The following is a 17,989-nucleotide window of genomic DNA, read 5'->3' as shown; positions in this document are numbered from 1 at the left end:
TTTCAGCGAAGTCGTGATGCGGGACTGTGGCCGTGTCGCGGGGTGACATCCGCGATGTCCGTACTTGTCGGTGGTCGAATGTATGTTCGAAGTATGTCAGGTGGGGACCTACTCGGCGCGGTGACCGCTTTGCGGGCTGCCTTCGATGAGGTGGCCGGCTGTGACGTCGATTTGTTGACCGGGCCTGATCTTGTTGCGGCCCTGGATGAACTGGAGACGTTGTCGTGCCGATTGCCGGCGGTGGGTCATCGGTTGCTGGCGCGGTTGCAGACTGAGGCGACACCGCAGCAGATGGGTGCGAAATCGTGGAAAGAAGTGTTGACCGTCCGGTGGCGGATCTCGGCTGGTGAGGCCCACCGCCGGCTGACCGAGGCCGCGGTGTTGGCGCCGCGGCCGTCGTTGACCGGCCCGGCCCTGCCGCCGGTGCTGCCCGCCACGGCGATCGCCCAAGCGCACGGGCTGATCAACGCCGAACACGTCGACGTGATCCGCCGATCGCTCAACAAGGTGCCGGGCTGGGTAGACAGCGCCACCCGGGAGCGCATCGAGGTCGACCTGGTCCGCACCGCGGTGGGCAATGGACCCAAGGAGCTGAAAGACTCGGCCGACCGCACCTTGTTCCTGCTCGATCAGGACGGTCCCGAACCCGATGACACCGAACGTGCCCGCAAGCGCGGGGTCACCAAGCACAAGCAGCGTGGCGACGCGATGGTCGACCTGTCTGCGACGTTGACTCCGGAGGCGTGGGCGGTGTGGGAGCCGATTTTCGCGAGGTTGGCCGCGCCGGGGATGTGTAATCCCGACGACGACCAGCCGTGTACGTCGGGGACGCCGTCGCAGGCCCAGATCGACAACGATCATCGCAGCCTGGCCCAGCGCCAGCATGATGCGCTCGTTGCGGCCGGGCGGATCGCGTTGATGAGTGGGCAGCTGGGGCAGCTCAACGGGTTGCCGGTGTCGGTGATCATCCGTACCACGCTGCAGGATTTGGAGTCCCGCGCCGGGGTCGGTGTCACCGGCGGGGGCACGGTGGTGCCGATCAGTGAGGTGATCCGGATGGCCGGGCACGCCAACCACTATCTGGCGGTGTTCGACCGGGCCACCGGCTCGGCGCTGGAGTTGTTCCGCACCAAACGCGTCGCCTCCCCGTCCCAGCGGATCATGCTGATCGCCCGTGATGGCGGGTGTACCAAGCCGTGCTGCACGGTCGGCGCGTACGGCTCCCAGGCTCATCACGTCGTCGCGGACTGGGTCGATGGCGGGAACACCAACGTCGATGAAATGGGCCTGGCGTGCGGGCCGGATAACCGCAGCGTCGGCGCTGACGGCGGTGGTTGGTCGACCCGGATGAACGACCGTTGTGAGGTGGAATGGATTCCACCTCCGGGCCTGGACACCGGTCAGGCCCGGCTCAACTACTACCACCGCCCCGAACGGCTGCTGCGTCCCCCCGAGGATCTGCCACCGGAGGGCCAGAACACCAGTGCGCCAACCCAACCCGCCGATGGTGGGACGGTCGACGACGCCGAACCGGGTCCTCCACGGCCGGCCGATGACCCCGGCGAACCCGGCGGACCCGCACCACCCGGCAACCAAGCGGCCTGACGGTCGCGGGGTTCGTTGACCCGTGCAACAGGATGGCTTGGCCGCCGGATTCTATGGCGCCGGCATCATGTGGCCGCCGCCTGCGCTGGTGCCGGCATCACCTGAGAACCGGTTATGGGCTTTCACCAACTTGGTCAGCGTCTTTTGGGGTCGGCGACGGCGGCTCTCTCCCGCAACCGCGTCGACGCCCCGACGTCAGCGAGCAGCAACGTGACATTCCCAGTTGGCAATCCGCTCATTGCTAGCCAGGATTCGCCAAACGTCAGCGCATCCGCGTATCTCGGGAGCTTCCGTATGGGCAGCGACGGCCCTCAAGGCGGCGGCGACCCGTCCGTGTGTATCTACGGCCGGGGTCGCGGCACCAGCCGTTCGAACTGTGTCACGTGGCCGGGCTCCAGCTGGTCGAGCGCGTTGACCCCGAGCAGCCGCATGGTGCGGGTGATCTGTTCGGACAGGATCGCGATGGCCCGATCGACACCGGCCTCACCGCCGGCCATCAACCCGTACAGGTAGGCGCGACCGACCAGCGTGAAGCGCGCGCCGAGCGCGATCGACGCGACGATGTCGGCCCCGGACATGATGCCGGTGTCGAGGATGATCTCGGTGCGCTCGCCGACGGCCTTCGCGACCCGGGGCAGCAGGTGGAACGGGATCGGCGCCCGATCCAGTTGCCGCCCACCGTGATTGGACAGCACCAGGCCGTCGACGCCGAGGTCGGTCACCGCTACCGCGTCCTCCAGCGTCTGGATGCCCTTGACCACCAGCTTGCCCGGCCACTGGGCTTTGATCCAGGCCAGATCCTCAAACGTGACCGTCGGGTCGAACATCGTGTCCAGCAGCTCGGCGACGGTGCCTGACCACCGGTCCAGCGACGCGAACGCCAGCGGCTCCGTGGTCAGGAAGTCGATCCACCATTGCGGGCGCGGAATCGCGTTGAGCACAGTCTTAGCGGTGAGCGCCGGAGGGATCGACATTCCGTTGCGCTTGTCACGCAGCCGTGCCCCGGCCACCGGCACGTCGACGGTCACCAGCATGGTGTCGAAACCGGCCGCGGCAGCCCGCTCGACCAGCGCCATCGACCGGTCCCGGTCCTTCCACATGTACAGCTGAAACCAGTTGCGGCCATGCGGGTTCGCGGCCTTGACGTCTTCGATGGACGCGGTGCCCATGGTCGACAGCGAGAACGGGATACCGGCACGGGCGGCCGCGTGGGCGCCGGCATACTCACCCTCGGTCTGCATCATCCGGGTGAAGCCGGTCGGCGCGATGCCGAACGGCAGCTCCGAACGGCCGCCGAGGATCGTGCAGCTGGTGTCGACCTTGGACACATCGCGCAGGATCGACGGGTGGAACTCGATGTCCTGGAACGCCTGCCGGGCCCGCGCGAGGGACAGCTCAGCCTCCGCGGAGCCGTCGGTGTAGTCGAACGCCGCCCTGGGTGTGCGGCGCTTGGCGATGGTGCGCAGGTCCTCGATGGTGAGGGCCTGGTCCAGCCGGCGTTTCCTCGCGTTGAACTCGGGCTTCTTGAACTGCATCAGCGGGGCGAGGTCCCTGACGCGGGGGACACGGCGTTTCATCGGGGTACCTTTCGCGCCTCGGCTGTGGCGGACGTATCCGGCGATTCTTCCAGATTGCCGAGGACCGGAGCGCCGGCGCGCAGCTCCAGCGGCCGCGGGTAGCGTCCGCGGGATGAACGACGGACGCAGGCGCCGCAAGGCCAAGCAGGCGCGCCGCGAGGCCCGGCGGCAGGACACCCGCGACCCGCAGGGCACATGGGAAGCCGAGGTCCTGGAGGAGACGCCGCTGCTCGACGAGGTGCGCGAGGCGCTGACCGGTCACCCGCTGGAGCTGCTCGGGGTGGTCAGCGTGATCGTCGAGGCCACCACGCCCGACTCGATGCCTTGGCTGCCGTCACGCGACGAGCGGGAGACCGTCGAGCTGGACCGCCTGCTCGACGGCTTCGTCGACGTGCCGAACACCGAGACGACCGCGCTGCTGGCCGTGCTGGCCGAACTCCTCGATGACGTCGGGCAGCGGGCGCGCTGCCGGCAGGAGCTCGACGCGCGACGCGACACCCTGCCGCGGTGGCTCACCGGACTGGGCGGCGTCGAGGTGTACCGCGCGGTGCGATGGCCCACGCGCCGGGGGCCGGTGACGAGGTGCTGATCGGGGCGCGGCTGGCCGGCGGTGCGGAGCTGACCGCGGTGGCGTTCGTCGACGCGTCGTCGGCGGTCAAGGACGCGTTCGTCGTACCCGAGGCGATCGACGACGTGATCCGTACGGCCGCCGACCGCAACACCGACCCGGACACCCGCTTCGTCGCGATGAGCCTCGCCGATGCGCGGGGGTGGCTGCAGCCCGGCCTCAGACAACCGTCCCTGGATCGGTCGGACTCGTGGCCCGCCTGCCGGCCGCTGCTGCGCTGGCTGGCCGGGCGCCTGCCGGAAGGCGGAACCCGGGCGGGGCAATAGCGGCTCTGGCCCGACCCGGCGGCCTTAGCATGAGCTCGTGGTCCGCCCACTCGGCCAGCTGCAACGCTGGATGTACCGCGGCAACCGCCCGAACGGGCCGGCCCGGGTATCCAACATGCTCGCCGCGCGGCTGTTCTCGCGTCGGCGTGACGTCGCCCTGCAGGTGCGCCGGTTCACGAGCGGCGCCATGGTGAGTGTGCCGGTCGTCATCGGTGCCCGCCCGCACTTTCCGATCAGCCGTCATGCGCCCGTCGACGAATTCGAATCCATCGCAGCACGACTCCCCGTCGTCCGGATTGACCCGGATGCCCCAGGAGCACCCGATGGCACTGGTCGTTGAGGACTATCCGGACCTCGGGGTCACCCGGCTGTCACGCTGGATCTTCAACTGCTACCTCATCCGGAGCGGCACCGACTGTGTCGTGGTCGATGCCGGACTGCCCGCCAGTGCCGACGACATCGCCGGCGTGCTGGCCGTGTTCGGCGGCACCGTCACCGCCGTCGTCGCGACCCACGGGCACAGCGACCACGTCGCCGGCGCTCCCGCACTCGTCGCCGAAACCGGTGCGGCCCTGCACCTTCCCGAGATCACGGTCGGATACCTGGACGGTTCGCAACGGCCCCGTACCCCGGCGCTGTCCAAGGTGGCCCGCATCTGGCCGACGCTGCTGAGCCGGCCGCTGGACCGCACTGCCCTGACCGGCTTCGTGCGCGGCGGGCGGATCGCCGGCTACGGCGGCGCCGCCGGCATGGTCGGCGATCCACTGAAGGCCGCGCGTCCGCTGTCCGACGGCCAACCGCTACCGGCCGTCCCCGGCTGGCAGGTCCTCAGCATCCCCGGGCACACCGACGATTCGACGGCGTTCTGGCACGCCGACAGCGCCACCCTGCTCTCCGGCGACGCGGTGCTCACCGCCGACGGTCGCGCCTGGTTCACCCCCGAGACCGTCGACGACGGGCTCGCCGCGCGCAGCGAGCGCCGGCTGCGGGCATTGACGGTCGAGCATCTGCTGCCGGGCCACGGCGTACCGGTGCACCAGCGCGATGTCTGGTCCGCGACCCGCTGACGCGGTCACACGCCGGCTCGGCGCCGTGTGCGTCACATTCACGCGGGCGTCGGGTGTCGCCACCGGCCGGGACGACCTAGCCTGGCGTGGTGCTTACTGAATTGGTCGATCTGCCCGGTGGCTCATTCCGGATGGGATCGGTGGATTTCTATCCCGAGGAAGCCCCGGTGCACACGGTGTCGGTGGCCCCGTTTGCGATCGAACGCCATCCGGTCACCAACGCGCAGTTCGCCGAATTCGTTTCTGCGACTGGATATGTCACCGTAGCCGAGCGTGAACTCGACCCCGCCGACTTTCCCGGGGTTCCAGCGGCCGAGCTCATCCCCGGTGCGCTGGTGTTCCGGCAAACCCCAGGCCCGGTTAATCTGCGCGACTGGCGGCAGTGGTGGACATGGGAGCAGGGCGCCTGCTGGCGACACCCGTTCGGGCAGGGCTCGTCGATCGACGACCGACTCGATCACCCGGTGGTGCAGATTGCCTATCCCGACGCCGCGGCGTACGCCCGCTGGGCCGGACGCCGGCTGCCCAGCGAGGCGCAGTGGGAGTACGCCGCCCGCGCCGGCACGACGACCGCCTACGCGTGGGGTGATGACGTCCGACCCAGTGGGACGCTCATGGCCAACACCTGGCAGGGCGACTTCCCGTACCGCAACGAGGGTGCGCTGGGCTGGCAGGGCACTTCCCCGGTGGGCACCTTCCCGCCCAACGGGTTCGGGTTGCTCGACATGATCGGCAACGTGTGGGAGTGGACCACGACCCGCTACACGCGCCACCACCGAGTCGACCAACCCGCCGGGGGCTGCTGCCCGGCACCGCCGCCGGCCGGGGATCCCACCGTGCACCAGGCGCTCAAAGGCGGATCCCACCTGTGTGCGCCCGAATACTGCCACCGCTACCGGCCGGCCGCCCGCTCGTCGCAGTCGCAGGACAGCGCGACCACGCACATCGGGTTCCGCTGCATCGCCTGACCCGCCAAGCGTGGTGGCGGAACACCGTCACTTCCGCCGCCGTGAAGCCGCTGGCCTCCGCGTTTCCGGCCCGTCGGGTGGCGTAACATTCGGTAATCCGCCACCTGGGCCGCGAAGTGGCACAGTGAGGGCATGCCCCGCCGCCCGAAGATTCCCCCGAAGGACTTTCCCCGTCCCTCGGTGCGCGAGTACGCGGGTACCCGGGCCGATGCCGCCCGCTGGGTGCGCGACGTGCTGCGCAGCCAGATCCTGGAGGGAGCTTTCGGTGGATTGGCGGCGGCCCGGCCGGCGCTGCCCTCAGAATCCGAGCTCGCCGCCGAACTCGGCGTGAGCCGCAACGCGATTCGCGAGGCACTGGAACTGTTGCGCGGTGAAGGTTTGAGCACCCGGGTGCAGGGTTCGGGCACCTTCGTCACCGGTGCCAAACTGCGCCAGCACCTGGACCGTTTGGAGGGCCTGGCGGAATCCCTTGCCGGACATCAGCTTCCCGTCGACAACGAGGTGCTGTCGGTGCGCGAGTCCACCGCCACCCCGTTCGTCGCCGCGAAACTGCAGCTGCCGGAGAACGCGCCGATCCTGTTCATCGAACGGCTGCGGTCCGTCGGTGGGTTGCCGCTGTCGCTGGACACCACATCGCTGCGGATCGGTGCCATCCCCGTCGATGCCGAACTGACCCAGCAGGATGTGTTCGCACTGATCGAGCAGGAACTCGGCGTGCGCCTGGGTTGGGCGGAGATCACCGTCGAATCCGTAGCGGCGGACGCCACCACCGCCGAACTTCTCCAGATCCGCCCTGGCGCACCATTGTTGTTGCTCCACCGGCTCACCCATCTCGAGGACGGCACCCCGTTCGACCTTGAGACCGTGCGGTACCGCGGCGACAGGTGTTCATTGGTGACCACCGCCACCCGCGGTACCGCTCCTCCATCCTGACCGAGCGTCGCTCGTCCGCGCCCGGCAGGGAATCCACCGCAATGAGTAGAGAGGTCTATTCGTCATGCCCGAACAACCCAACATCGTGTACTTCCACGTCGACAACCTCGGCATGGGTGAGCTCGGCTGCTACGGCGGCGGCATCCTGCGCGGCGCCGACACCGCCCGTGCGGACGCCTTCGCCGCCGAGTCGCTGAAGCTGTCGCACTTCGTCGTCGAACCGCAGTGCACCCCGACCCGGTCGGCGCTGATGACCGGACGGTACCCGATCCGGTCCGGCAACCACACCATCGCGCTCGGCGGTAACGGTGGCGGCATCGTCGCCTGGGAGCGAACGATGGGTGACATCCTGTCCGAAGCAGGTTATGCCACTGCATGTTTCGGCAAGTGGCACATCGGCGCCGAGGACGGTCGCTGGCCGACCGACCACGGCTTCGACGAGTGGTACGGTCCGGCCCGCGCCTACGACGAATGCCTGTGGCCGGACGACCCTTGGTATGACGGCGAGCGCGATGGCTACTCCTACATGTACGACGGGACCAAAGCCGACGGTGTCACGACAACCGACCAGCAGCTGACGGTGAAGCTCAAGGGTGAGATGGACGGCGAGTACGACCGCCGGGCCAAAGCGTTCATGAAGCGCAGCGTCGACGCCGGCAAGCCGTTCTACCTGTACCACAACCATTCTCTGATGCACTTCCCGATGGAGGTGCGCGAGGAGTTCAAGGGCAAGAGCACCAACGGCGCCTGGGGTGACTCGCTATTGATGCTCGACCACGACTTCGGCAGCATCCTCGATGCGCTCACCGAACTCGGCATCGAGGACAACACCATCGTGGTGTTCGCCGGCGACAACGGAGCGGAGGACCACCTGGCCGGACGCGGCACCGCGGGCTTCTTCGACGGCTCCTACTTCAGTTCGGCCGAGGGCGGTATCCGCACACCGTGCCTGATCCGCTGGCCCGGCAAGGTGGCGCCGCGGGAGAGCAACGAGATGGTGCACGTCACCGACATGTTCCCGACCCTGCTGCGCTGGGCGGGCGCCGACATCCCGGAGGACCGCATCATCGACGGCATCGACCAGCGCGACTTCTTCGCCGGCGAGACGGAGGAATCCCAACGCGACGGCTGCATGGTGTGGCTCAACGAGGAACTGCACGCCGTGAAGTGGTCACAGTTCAAGATCAACTTCAAGCGCCAGCAGCACTTCCACGACCCGGAGATCCCGCTGGGGTTCGCCCGCATCACCAACTTGCTCGAGGACCCGAAGGAGCGCGAGGCCGTCAACCAGACGTGGGTGCGGTGGTGGGTGATGCAGCACGCCTACCGCTTCATCCAGGCGTTCGAGGAGAGCGTCAAGACCGAGGAACTGATCCCGGCCGGTGCCCCTCTCGACTTCGTGCCGGCCCGCACCCAGTAGGAGCAGCCGTGGCCTCGTCGGAAAGCTATGGCGCCGAATCCATCACGATCCTGGAAGGGCTCGACGTCGTTCGCAAACGGCCCGGGATGTACATCGGGTCCACCGGCGAACGCGGCCTGCACCACATGATCTGGGAGGTCGTGGACAACGCCGTCGACGAGGCGATGGCCGGCTATGCCAGCCGGGTCGACGTGACCCTGCTTCCTGACGGCGGGGTCGAGGTCATCGACGACGGACGCGGGATCCCGGTGGCGCAGCACGCCACCGGGATCCCCGCCATCGACGTCGTGATGACCCAGTTGCACGCCGGCGGCAAGTTCGACTCCGATTCCTACAGCGTCTCTGGCGGTCTGCACGGGGTGGGCGTCTCGGTCGTCAACGCGTTGTCCACCCGGCTTGAGGTGGAGATCCGCCGTGACGGGCATTGCTGGTCGCAGACTTACGACCGCTCCCTGCCGGGCGTGCTCGCCATAGGTGCGCCCACCACAACAACCGGAACCACGGTCAGGTTCTGGGCCGACCCCGACATCTTCGAGACCACCACCTACCGCGTCGACACCGTCGCCCGCCGACTGCAGGAGATGGCGTTCCTCAACCGCGGCCTCACGCTCACCCTCGGTGATCTGCGTGACGGTGGCGATCTCCATGACGGTGGCGACTTAAACGACGACGGCGAGCGGCGCACCTTCCACTACGCCGACGGCCTGATCGACTTCGTCGCGCACCTCAACCGGGCCAAGGAGCCCATCCAGCCGTCGATCATCGGGTTCACCGGAGCCGGGCCCGGCATCGAGGTCGAGGTGGCGATGCAGTGGAACGCCGGCTACTCCGAATCGGTGCACACCTTCGCGAACACCATCAACACCCATGAGGGCGGCACCCACGAGGAGGGCTTCCGCGCGGCGCTGACCTCGGTAGTCAACAAGTACGCCAGGGACAGGAAGCTGCTCAAGGACAAGGATCCGAACCTCACCGGCGACGACATCCGCGAGGGCCTGGCGGCGGTGATCGCGGTCAAGATCGCCGAACCGCAGTTCGAAGGCCAGACCAAGACACGGGTGGGGAACGCCGAGGTGCGTTCCTGCGTGCAGAAGATCTGCCACGACCGATTGACTCACTGGTTCGAGGCCAATCCCACCGAGGCGAAGATCGTCATCACCAAGGTCACGTCCTCAGCACGGGCCCGAGCCGCAGCCCGCAAGGCTCGTGATCTGGTCCGGCGCAAGAGTGCCACCGACATCGGCGGCCTGCCCGGCAAGCTGGCCGACTGCCGGTCCACCGATCCGAGCAAGTCGGAACTGTATGTGGTGGAGGGTGATTCGGCCGGCGGCTCGGCCAAGAGCGGTCGTGACTCGATGTTTCAGGCGATCCTGCCGCTGCGCGGCAAGATCATCAACGTCGAGAAAGCCCGTATCGATCGTGTGCTGAAAAACACCGAGGTCCAGGCGATCATCACCGCGCTGGGCACCGGTATCCACGACGAGTTCGACCTCTCCAAACTGCGCTATCACAAGATCGTGCTGATGGCCGACGCCGACGTCGACGGCCAACACATCTCCACCCTGCTGCTGACGCTGTTGTTCCGGTTCATGAAACCGCTTGTGGAGAACGGCCATATCTTCCTGGCCCAGCCGCCGCTGTACAAGCTGAAGTGGCAGCGCAGCGAGCCGGAGTTCGCCTACTCCGACCGGGAACGCGACGGTCTGCTCGAAGCCGGCCGCGCCGCGGGCAAGAAGATCAACGCAGAGGACGGCATCCAGCGCTACAAAGGTCTGGGCGAGATGGACGCCAAGGAGCTCTGGGAGACCACGATGGATCCGTCGGTGCGCGTGCTCCGGCAGGTCACGCTCGACGACGCCGCGACTGCGGACGAAGTGTTCTCGATCCTGATGGGCGACGACGTCGAAGCACGGCGCAGCTTCATCACCCGCAACGCCAAAGACACCCGGTTCCTCGACATCTGAATCCGGACTGTGCCCGTCACAGCAGCGGCAGCACCAGATAGGTGACCACCAGCGCCGCCAAGATGAGCACCGCCGCCCCGGTGCCCATCACCGCCCGTCGTGCGGTGCGCGGCCGGGCGGCAAGCGTACGGCGGCGCACGACCCCGATCAAAATCACGACGCCGGTGACCACCGCGGCCGCGGCGCCGAGAGCGTGCCGCAGGCCCGGCGAAGCGAGCTCGGGCAGGAACTGCACCACCGCGACCGCGGCAGCCAGCAACCCGAGCGCCGTGCGCTGCCATGCCAGGAACGTGCGTTCGTTGGCCAGGGTGAACCGGTAGTCCGGCTCGAGGAGATCCGAGTCTCCCTCGGCGACAACATGTTCGGATTGCACCGTCCCAGTGTTCCGGGGGTCGATGCGAATGGCCAGCACGGTGTCGGTGGCGTAACCAAGTCTTCACCGGGCGGGGGCGCCGGGACCGCCCGGCGGGCGTGATCAGACGGCGTCGACGGTCGCGCCGGCGATCACGACGGTGGTGCGCCCGGCGAAACTGCGGGCAACCGTCGCCCGCTGCATCCTCGACCTGGGACGATGAACAGCGCCGATGGCGTAACTGTCAGGCAACGTCCAGTGACGGCGAGGTAACAGAAGACCTCGACTCTGGGTTGCGTGAACGACCAACGCAGAATGTCCCGTCCCGGCGTCGCCGTGCCGCCGCCGTGCTGGCGACGCTGGCCACGGTGGGCAGCCAGGCGCTCACCGGGTGTGGTCTTCTGGCCGAACCGACCGTGACCGTCAACGTCGGATACCAGTCGAAGACCATAAACACCGTCAACGCCGGCACGCTGCTGCGTGACAGCCAGGAGTTCGAGCAGGCGCTGCGCCGCCTCGGCGCCGAGACCGGCCAGAGATACCGGGTGGTGTGGCAGGATTTCTCGTCCGGTGCTCCGCTGACCGCGCAGATGATGGCCACCCACGTCGACATCGGGTCGATGGGTGACTACCCTCTGCTGACCAACGGGTCCAAGACCCGCAGGTACGCCGACGCCGAGGCCGAGATGATCGCGACCACCGGCTACAGCCTGCGCGGCTCGCTCAATCAAGTTGTGGTGCAGAAAAACTCGGATGCTCGCACCCTCGATGACCTGACCGGCCGCCGGGTGTCGACCAGCCTGGGCTCCGCCGGTGACGGCATGTTCTCGACGGCGTTGCAGCGCAACGACATCGACAAGAACGCCGTGCACGTCGTGAACCAGGACCCGGCGGTCGGAGCCGCGGCGATCGAAGGCGGGCAGGTCGATGGGCTCGCGCAGTTCGTCCCGTGGCCCCAACTGGTGATCTTCCGGGACCAGGGAAGGCTGCTCTACGACGGTGGTGACAACGAGGTCCCCACTTTCCACGGCGTGGTCGTCCGCAAGCACTTCGCGGACGACAACCCCGAGGTGATGTCCGCGTTCATGCAGGCGGTCAGGACCACCACCGAGGCGATTGTGGACGACCCGCTGCGGGCCGCGCAGCGGGTCAGCGAGCTCACCGGCATCGAGCCCGAGGTGGTCTATCTCTACAACGGGCCCAACGGCCTGGTGTCGTTCGACATGACGATCAAAACGCAGTTCGCCGCCGCGTTCGATCAGGTCAAGCAGTTCCTGGTGAACCGCGGTTCGGTCACCGCCGACTTCGACGTCCCCGGATTCGTCGACGACAGCTATCTACGCGCGCTGTACGGGCCGGATTACGAACGACGCCGCGACGACGTCACCAACCCGGCGGCGCTGAGCGGCACTGATGATTTGTGCCGGCTGCCTGTCGACGACCCGGGACAGGCGTCGGAGGTGTGGCCGGCCGGCGCCGACGCCACGTTCGTCGCCGCGACCCCTACCTGCCTGTTGCGCCGGGTCGCCGCGATCGAGCAGGTGCGCGCCGCTTACGTCCCCGACACCCTCACCGGCATCCGGCTGTTCGCCGACCATGCCGCGTGGCTGCACGACCCGGACGCTCCACCGCTGCGGCGGTACAAGCCGTTCGCCACCGGCGCCGGCGCCGACACCTATCGCGCCGACCATCCGCGGGCCACGCCTATCGGATTCGACACCGCGGTCTCGCAGTCGAGATCGTCCGGCTGACCCACCACTCGCCCCCACCCAACGAAGGAGACACGAGATGACCCTCACCGTCGACGACCTCGGCGCGGTGCCCACCCCGGCACCGGCCGCCCCGCCCCGAACCCCGCTGCGCGAATCCCTCGCCGGCCTGTTGCCGGCCCGGCTACGAAGCCGCAGCGCGGCATTCGTGCTGCCGCTGATCCCGATCGCCGGTTTCCTGGTGCTGTGGCATCTGCTCACCACCTACGGGGTGGTCGCGTGGTTGCGCTTCAACCGGATGCCCACCCCGGCGAGCGTTCTCGATGCGTTCGTCGCCCGGGTCGGCTCCGGCTCCTACTATGACGACCTGCTGGCGAGCCTGCAGCGCATCCTGTTCGGTTTCGGCCTGGCCGCCGTGATCGGTATCGCGCTGGGCATCCTGGTGGGCCGCTCCGAGATCGCACGAATGACGCTGAGGCCGTTCATCGAGATCATCCGGCCCATTCCGGCGATCGCGCTGGTGCCGCTGACGATCCTGCTGTTCCCGTCCAGCGAGCAGGGGATCGTGTTCATCACGTTCTTCGCGGCGTTCTTCCCGGTGGTGGTCAGCACCATCCACGCGATGGACTCGCTGCCGAAGGTGTGGGAGGAAGCCGCCAAGACGATGGGCGCCGGCCGGGTGTCGCTGCTGTTCCAGGTGATCCTGCCCGGAGCGCTGCCGGGCATCTTCGCGGGCCTGTCGGTGGCGATGGGCGTCGCGTGGATCTGTGTGGTCAGCGCCGAGATGATCTCCGGACAGTTCGGTATCGGCTACTACACGTGGCAGTCCTACGGACTGCTCGACTACGCCGGCGTGGTGGTCGGCATGCTCTCGATCGGCGCCCTCGGACTGGCCACCGCGTGGCTCGTCGAGTACGTCGGACGCCGGGTCAACCGCTGGCTGCCGAGGGCCGCCCGATGAGCACCGGAGCCGTCACCCTCGACAAGCTGAGGCTGGGATTCAACGGCGTTCTGGCCGCCGACATCACCTTGACCGTGGACCCCGGCGAGGTTATCGTCTTCCTCGGTCCGTCGGGCTGCGGCAAGTCGACGATCCTGCGGGCGATGGCCGGCCTGCTCACCCCGATGGGTGGCACCGCCACGGTGGACGGCGCCGCGGTGACCGGCAACGCGGCCCAGTGCGCCATGGTCTTCCAGGAGGATGCACTGTTCCCGTGGCGCAGCGCTCTGAAAAACGTGCAGTACCCCCTCCGGCTGCGCGGGGTCCGTGGCCGGGAACTGAAGAAGGCGGCCACCGCGCGCCTCGAACAGGTAGGCCTCGGCGCTTATCTCGACCATCTGCCCGCTCAGCTGTCGGGAGGTATGCGCCAACGCGTACAGCTGGCCCGCACTCTGGCGTGCGAACCGCGGGTGATGCTGATGGACGAACCGTTCGGGGCCCTCGACGCCCAGACCCGGCTCGACATGCAGCAGCTGCTGATGTCGGTGTGGGAGACGCAGAAGATGACGATCCTGTTCGTCACCCACGACGTCGACGAGGCGCTGCTGCTGGCCGACCGCGTCGTTCTGCTCAGCCACCGACCGGCGACCGTCGCCGAGGTCATCACCATCGACAGGCCCCGTTCGCCCGAGGCGCAGTTCCACGAGGACTACCAACTGCTGCGCCGCGACATCCTCGGCTTCCTCGGCCACAGTCCCGCGCAGAGCGCCTGACGTCATCACCAGGAGATCATCGTGAGCACCACCCTTGCCCGGACGAGGGACCGTGTCCCGGCGGCACCCACTGTGCTGCAGGCACTTCGGTCTCCTGCGCTGTTGCGTACCGAGGTGCTGGCCGGACTGGTGGTGGCGTTGGCGCTGATCCCGGAGGCGATCGCGTTCTCGGTGATCGCCGGGGTCGATCCCCGGGTCGGGTTGTTCTCCTCGGTGACGATGGCGATCACCATCGCGATCGCCGGTGGCCGGCCCGCGATGATCTCGGCGGCGACCGCGGCTGTCGCACTCGTGGTCGCGCCGGTGGCCCGTGAGCACGGCGTGGGGTACCTGGTGGCGACGATCGTGCTGGCCGGGTTGTTCCAGGTGCTGCTCGCGGTCGGGGGCGTGGCAAAGCTGATGCGGTTCATCCCGCGCAGCGTGACGATCGGGTTCGTCAACGCGCTGGCCATCCTGGTGTTCGTCTCGCAGGTGCCACACCTGCTGGGGGTGCCGTGGCTGGTGTATCCGCTCACCGCGGTCGGCATCGCCGTGATGGTGCTGCTGCCTAGGATGACGACCGCGGTGCCGGCGCCGCTGGTCGTCGTGCTGGTGCTGACCGCGGCGGTGGTGCTGTTCGGGTGGGATGTTCCCGATGTCGGCGACCAGGGTGCCTTGCCGGATTCACTTCCGGTGCTGGGTATTCCGGCCGTACCGATGACTGTGGAGACGCTGCGTGTCATCGCGCCCTATGCACTGGGTGCAGCACTGGTAGGGCTGCTGGAGTCGTTGATGACGGCGAAGCTGGTCGACGACATCACCGAGACCCCGTCGAACAAGACCCGGGAGGCATTCGGGCAGGGGGCGGCCAACATCGTCACCGCGATGTTCGGCGGCATGGGCGGGTGCGCGGTGATCGGACAGACGATGATGAACGTCAAGGTCGCCGGCGCGCGTACGCGGTTGTCGACGCTGCTGTCCGGGGTGTTCATCCTGGTGCTCGTCGTCGCGCTGGGGCCTGTGGTCGGGATGATTCCGATGGCCGCGTTGGTGGCCGTGATGCTCGTGGTATCGGTGGCGACCCTCGACTGGCACAGCGTCATGCCCCGCACGCTGAAGGTGATGCCGCGCAGTGAAACCGCGGTGATGCTGGTGACCGTCCTCGGCACCGTCGCCACCGGCAACCTCGCGATCGGGGTATCGCTGGGGGTGGTCGCCGCGATGGTCGGCTTCGCGCGCCGGGTCGCCCATCTGACCACTGTGGAATGCGCCGACGAGCCGTCCGGCCGAAGGACCTACCGGGTGCGCGGCGAGTTGTTCTTCGCGTCCAGCAACGACCTGATTCACCAGTTCAACTACGCCGACGATCCCGACGAGGTGGTCATCGATCTCTCCGGCACCGACATCTGGGATGCGTCGTCGGTCGCGACACTTGACGCGATCCGGCAGAAGTACCAGGCGCGAGGCAAGAGCGTCGTGCTCTCCGGGGTGGACGGGGCGAGCCTGGAACGGCTGACCAAATTGTCCGGCCGCCTGGGCGTATAACCCACCCGCCGCGGTCACAGCATCGTAATATCGGCGCAATTGCCCTGCCACACCGGTGTTTTCTACTGGGAGATGTCCGCAGCCCCCGTCACGAGGACACCACCGTGAAAGAACTGAAGATCGTGCGTGGCGCCTGCCCGCATGACTGTCCCGACACCTGCGCCATGCTCTACCACGTCGAAGACGGCAAACTCGTTGACGTCCAGGGTGATCCGAACCATCCCATGACGCGCGGCGGTCTGTGCGTCAAGGTCAAGAACTTTCACGAGCACCACTACCAGTCCGACCGTCTGCTGTACCCGATGCGCCGGGTCGGCCCCAAGGGAGCCGGCGAGTTCGAGCGCATCACCTGGGACGAGGCACTCGCCGAGATCAAGGCGCGGTGGTCGCAGATCATCGACGAGTACGGCAGCCAGGCGATCATGCCGCACGCTTATCTCGGACATCAGGGCGTGCTCAACGGGCTCACGTCCGGGGACGCGTTCTTCAACCGGCTCGGCTCCACCGTCGCGGAGAAGACCTACTGCGAGTCGGGCTCGTCGACCGCGTGGCACATGACCGTCGGCGGCAGCGGCGGCCTGGATGTCGAATCGATGGCGCACTCGAAGTACATCATCGTGTGGGGCATGAACATGACCAGCACCAATCTGCACGGTTGGCCTTTCCTGCTGGAAGCGCGCAAGAACAACGGCGCCAAGATCGTTGTGATCGACCCGGTCCGCAACCGCACTGCGCGGCAGGCTGATTGGCACATCCCGATCCGGCCCGGCACCGACGGGGCGCTGGCGATGGGCATGATCGGTGAGATCATCGCGCAGGGGCTGGTCGACACCGAGTACGTCGAGAAATACACCGTCGGCTACGAGGAACTCGCTGCCCGCGCCGCCAACTACCCGCCCGAACGCGTCGAGCAGATCACCGGCATCCCCGCCGACGACGTCCGCAGGCTGGCCTACGAGTACGCCACCACGCAGCCCGCGGCGATCCGGCAGGGTGTCGCGCTGGAACGCAGCCGCGGCGGCGGACAGGCGATCCGGGCGATCACCTGTCTGCCCGCGCTGGTCGGTGCGTGGCGGCACGTCGGCGGCGGCACCATGGAGATGCCGATCTGGGAGTTCCCCACCAAGTTCGACGCGATCTGCAAGCCGGAGTGGATCCCGGAGGGCACCCGCGTGGTCAACGAACTCGACCTCGGCATGGCGCTGACCGGAGAGCTCGACCTGGACCCGCCGATCAAGTCGTTGTTCGTGTACAACTCGAACCCGGTGTCGCAGGGGCCCGCGCAGGAGAAGACGATGCGCGGCCTGATGCGCGAAGACCTGTTCACCGTCGTCAGCGAGCATTTCGTCACCGACACAGCGAAATTCGCCGACCTGCTGTTGCCGGCCACCATGCAGGCCGAACAACTCGACGTCATGGTGACCTGGGGCCACCTGTACATCTCGCTGAACCAGCCCGCGATCGAGCCGCCCGGGGAGTGCGTGCCCAACGTGGAGCTGTTCCGGCGACTGGCCAGAACCATGGAGTTCGACGAGGAGTCCATGGCGTACTGGGAGCGCACCGACCGGGAGATGCTCATCGACTTCCACGACTGGGACGCCCCCGCCCTGGCCGGCATCACCTACGAGAAACTCGAAGAGGTCGGCTGGATGCGCTTGGCCGTCGGCACCCCCGACACCCGCGCGCCGCACGCCGAGGGCAACTTCCCGACCCCGTCAGGCAAGTGCGAGTTCACGTCCAGCCTCGCCGCGGGCGGCAACTTCGTCGTCCCGGTCTGGCGGTCGATGTATGAGGGCATGCAACCGGGCGGCTACGTCGACCCGGTTCCCGACTACGTGCCGCCGTTCGAATCGCCGCAATCCAATCCGGAACTGGCCGAACGTTATCCGCTGTCGATCATCTCGCCGAAACCGCACGCCTTCCTCAACAGCCAATACGGCAACGCCGCGGACAAGCAGAAGGTGCAGGGCGGTCAGCAGGTGTTCATCCACCCCGCCGACGCGGCCGAGCGGGGCATCGCCGAAGGCGACGTCGTGCGGGTCTTCAACGACCGTGGCTCCTTCCAGGGGCCGGCGGCCTACGAACCGGGCCTGATGCCCGGACTGGTGATGGCCAACGTCGGGCACTGGCAGGGCAAGACCTCGGGCACCACCGTCAACGCGATCACCGCCGACCGGCACTGCGGTCTGGGCAATGCCGGGGTGTACGGCGACAACCTCGTCGAGGTGGAGAAGATCCAGGAGCAGGCCGTCGCCAGCTGAGC

Annotated in this window: 16 protein-coding genes; 14 read left to right on the top strand and 2 right to left on the bottom strand. The window is 67.7% G+C overall.

The window, feature by feature from the left end:
- Window positions 1–78: 78 nt before the first annotated feature.
- Window positions 79–1,605 (top strand): HNH endonuclease signature motif containing protein, encoded by a 1,527-nt coding sequence (locus ACTWP6_RS08760; RefSeq protein ID WP_443187395.1) that lies wholly within the window; start codon window positions 79–81, stop codon window positions 1,603–1,605.
- A 341-nt stretch (window positions 1,606–1,946) separates the two neighbouring features.
- On the opposite strand, the gene ACTWP6_RS08755 is transcribed toward ACTWP6_RS08760, so the two are convergent.
- A complete protein-coding gene (locus ACTWP6_RS08755; RefSeq protein WP_260757087.1) occupies window positions 1,947–3,182 on the bottom strand; it encodes an alpha-hydroxy acid oxidase in 1,236 nt (411 codons plus the stop codon).
- A 112-nt stretch (window positions 3,183–3,294) separates the two neighbouring features.
- Here ACTWP6_RS08755 and ACTWP6_RS08750 point away from each other — a divergent pair, with 112 nt between their 5' ends.
- The 8 genes from ACTWP6_RS08750 (at window position 3,295) to gyrB (ending at window position 10,428) form a co-directional block, all read left to right on the top strand.
- Entirely contained in the window at window positions 3,295–3,771 is a 477-nt protein-coding gene (locus tag ACTWP6_RS08750; protein WP_260757088.1) for a hypothetical protein, read from the top strand.
- Complete coding sequence (locus ACTWP6_RS08745) at window positions 3,735–4,076, top strand: hypothetical protein (RefSeq protein WP_260757089.1); 342 nt, start codon at window positions 3,735–3,737, stop codon at window positions 4,074–4,076. Before ACTWP6_RS08750 ends, ACTWP6_RS08745 begins: the two co-directional genes overlap by 37 nt.
- A gap of 37 nt (window positions 4,077–4,113) precedes the next feature.
- A complete protein-coding gene (locus ACTWP6_RS08740) occupies window positions 4,114–4,416 on the top strand; it encodes a hypothetical protein (protein WP_260757090.1) in 303 nt (100 codons plus the stop codon).
- A complete protein-coding gene (locus ACTWP6_RS08735; protein ID WP_443187394.1) occupies window positions 4,400–5,143 on the top strand; it encodes an MBL fold metallo-hydrolase in 744 nt (247 codons plus the stop codon). Before ACTWP6_RS08740 ends, ACTWP6_RS08735 begins: the two co-directional genes overlap by 17 nt.
- Window positions 5,144–5,232: 89 nt before the next feature.
- Window positions 5,233–6,111 (top strand): formylglycine-generating enzyme family protein, encoded by an 879-nt coding sequence (locus ACTWP6_RS08730; RefSeq protein WP_443187393.1) that lies wholly within the window; start codon window positions 5,233–5,235, stop codon window positions 6,109–6,111.
- A gap of 132 nt (window positions 6,112–6,243) precedes the next feature.
- A complete protein-coding gene (locus ACTWP6_RS08725) occupies window positions 6,244–7,044 on the top strand; it encodes a GntR family transcriptional regulator (protein WP_443187392.1) in 801 nt (266 codons plus the stop codon).
- A gap of 64 nt (window positions 7,045–7,108) precedes the next feature.
- The gene (locus ACTWP6_RS08720; protein WP_443187391.1) at window positions 7,109–8,464 is read left to right on the top strand and encodes an arylsulfatase; all 1,356 of its coding nucleotides are present in this window, start codon (window positions 7,109–7,111) and stop codon (window positions 8,462–8,464) included.
- An 8-nt stretch (window positions 8,465–8,472) separates the two neighbouring features.
- The gene (gene gyrB / locus ACTWP6_RS08715; RefSeq protein ID WP_443187390.1) at window positions 8,473–10,428 is read left to right on the top strand and encodes a DNA topoisomerase (ATP-hydrolyzing) subunit B; all 1,956 of its coding nucleotides are present in this window, start codon (window positions 8,473–8,475) and stop codon (window positions 10,426–10,428) included.
- A gap of 16 nt (window positions 10,429–10,444) precedes the next feature.
- On the opposite strand, the gene ACTWP6_RS08710 is transcribed toward gyrB, so the two are convergent.
- A complete protein-coding gene (locus ACTWP6_RS08710) occupies window positions 10,445–10,801 on the bottom strand; it encodes a DUF202 domain-containing protein (RefSeq protein ID WP_443187389.1) in 357 nt (118 codons plus the stop codon).
- 272 nt (window positions 10,802–11,073) lie between these two features.
- On the opposite strand from ACTWP6_RS08710, the gene ACTWP6_RS08705 reads away from it, so the two are divergent.
- The 5 genes from ACTWP6_RS08705 (at window position 11,074) to ACTWP6_RS08685 (ending at window position 17,987) form a co-directional block, all read left to right on the top strand.
- Complete coding sequence (locus ACTWP6_RS08705) at window positions 11,074–12,531, top strand: ABC transporter substrate-binding protein (RefSeq protein ID WP_260757100.1); 1,458 nt, start codon at window positions 11,074–11,076, stop codon at window positions 12,529–12,531.
- 37 nt (window positions 12,532–12,568) lie between these two features.
- On the top strand, window positions 12,569–13,450 hold the full coding sequence (locus ACTWP6_RS08700) for an ABC transporter permease (protein WP_260757102.1): 882 nt from the start codon (window positions 12,569–12,571) through the stop codon (window positions 13,448–13,450).
- Window positions 13,447–14,202: an ABC transporter ATP-binding protein gene (locus ACTWP6_RS08695; RefSeq protein WP_260757103.1), complete on the top strand. Its 756-nt coding sequence runs from the start codon at window positions 13,447–13,449 to the stop codon at window positions 14,200–14,202. The genes ACTWP6_RS08700 and ACTWP6_RS08695 overlap by 4 nt, the downstream gene beginning before the upstream one ends.
- A gap of 21 nt (window positions 14,203–14,223) precedes the next feature.
- Complete coding sequence (locus ACTWP6_RS08690; RefSeq protein ID WP_260757104.1) at window positions 14,224–15,726, top strand: SulP family inorganic anion transporter; 1,503 nt, start codon at window positions 14,224–14,226, stop codon at window positions 15,724–15,726.
- Window positions 15,727–15,830: 104 nt separating this feature from the next.
- Window positions 15,831–17,987, top strand: a complete 2,157-nt coding sequence (locus ACTWP6_RS08685) for a molybdopterin-containing oxidoreductase family protein (RefSeq protein WP_260757105.1) — start codon at window positions 15,831–15,833, stop codon at window positions 17,985–17,987.
- Window positions 17,988–17,989 lie beyond the last annotated feature (2 nt).

Origin of the sequence: Mycobacterium sp. 4D054 (assembly GCF_052245755.1) — a bacterium.
Classification (GTDB): Bacteria; Actinomycetota; Actinomycetes; order Mycobacteriales; family Mycobacteriaceae; genus Mycobacterium.
The sequence above is the reverse complement of the archived record's forward strand: the minus strand, read 5'-3'. Positions and strand labels throughout refer to the sequence as shown.